Origin of the sequence: Peribacillus sp. FSL H8-0477, assembly GCF_038002765.1 — a bacterium.
In the GTDB taxonomy this organism is placed as follows: domain Bacteria; phylum Bacillota; class Bacilli; order Bacillales; family DSM-1321; genus Peribacillus.
In genome coordinates this window covers 1-1,232 of sequence record NZ_JBBODE010000007.1, presented here as the reverse complement: position 1 = coordinate 1,232, position 1,232 = coordinate 1, and the positions used below count along the sequence as shown (strand labels likewise).

At 33.8% G+C, this 1,232-nt stretch carries 1 protein-coding gene and 1 pseudogene; both read right to left on the bottom strand.

The window, feature by feature from the left end:
• Positions 1 to 437 precede the first annotated feature (437 nt).
• Positions 438 to 863, bottom strand: coding sequence for a hypothetical protein (locus tag MHI18_RS22075; protein WP_340850525.1), 426 nt, complete (start codon positions 861 to 863; stop codon positions 438 to 440).
• A 149-nt stretch (positions 864 to 1,012) separates the two neighbouring features.
• Positions 1,013 to 1,232: pseudogene (locus tag MHI18_RS22070) on the bottom strand (Crp/Fnr family transcriptional regulator); the annotation flags it as partial.

The window sequence follows — 1,232 nt, the reverse complement described above, 5'->3', positions numbered from 1 at the left end:
ATTTAACATGAAAATCAACTTCCTTTCCTTTTCTGAGTAAAGTATGAGTCCTTTTTCTGGTAAAGATAGCGCTTATCTATGTCTCTATCTTACATCCATTATTTACTACAATCAATGACTTTGTGAAATATTTCACAAATTAAAAGGAGTGATGTCACACAATTTCCACACTTTAAATGGAAGGGTGGAAATAAGAGAAAAAGTGACTGTTTTGTGCTTATCGTTTTTAGACGTAAATAGTACACTTTGAGTCAGGCACTGCGTAATCAACTTCAAGAACCAGTATTTTATAGATGCAGCAGAATCTGCCTATGAATCATAGGTTTCTATTTGTGCAGCGTAAAGGTTGTAATAGCTTTGTAAGGTAACCTTATTTTAAAACTAGAATCTTGTGGATCTTGGATCCGTTCTCAGGAAGGGCCGATAATAAAAAGACCTCAATGGTTTACACCTGTAATTATCTCTAATAGTTTTGCTGATTTAGTCTTACTTAGTTGGACATATTTATTTTGTCCTTCTATGATAAGTTCCGCTATATCTTCATTTAAGCTGATCCAAATGTGATAAATCATCTCCGATTGCTCATTTTCGGGTACGAAACGAAATTTGTAAGGCGGAGGGTATGCCATATTTACTTTTGCATTTTCCCAACTTGCGCTCTCAAGTATGTCTTTGGCTTTTTGAACTGTACTATCATCGGTAATTTCTTTATAAGGTTGATATTTATTTTCTTCCCTGGCACGTTTTTCTACTAAAATCTTCTTTCCTACATTTTGAAGTTCATTTAAACTTTCCTTTGAACAACCTGTAATCAAAATTGAGAATGTCCCTATAAAAACAATAAGACACTTACATATTTTCAAATCAAACCACCTCTTTATTTGGTTGAGTTTAAAGAAAAATCTTTTTACTTTATACAGTTAGCTGGTTGCTGCTTCATTAGAATAAAAAAAACCCTACAGGTAGACATTTTTTACGTGTCTACTCTATAGGGTACAGTATAATATGGGTTTTAAGAAACAATGGGTTTAATTTTCACTTTAGTCGTTTCTTTCTTCATTTTTTTCTTAATGAAAGGCAGTATATAACGGTCTAGACCATATTGAGCAGCATTGTAGCCAGCAACGAGAAGGAACATTTGTAACAGTACCAATTGTGCATTGGTGCTGACTGTACCAGAGAATAAGAAAGCGAAATTCATGGTAAGCGCCATAAGAACAGAGAAGGTAGTG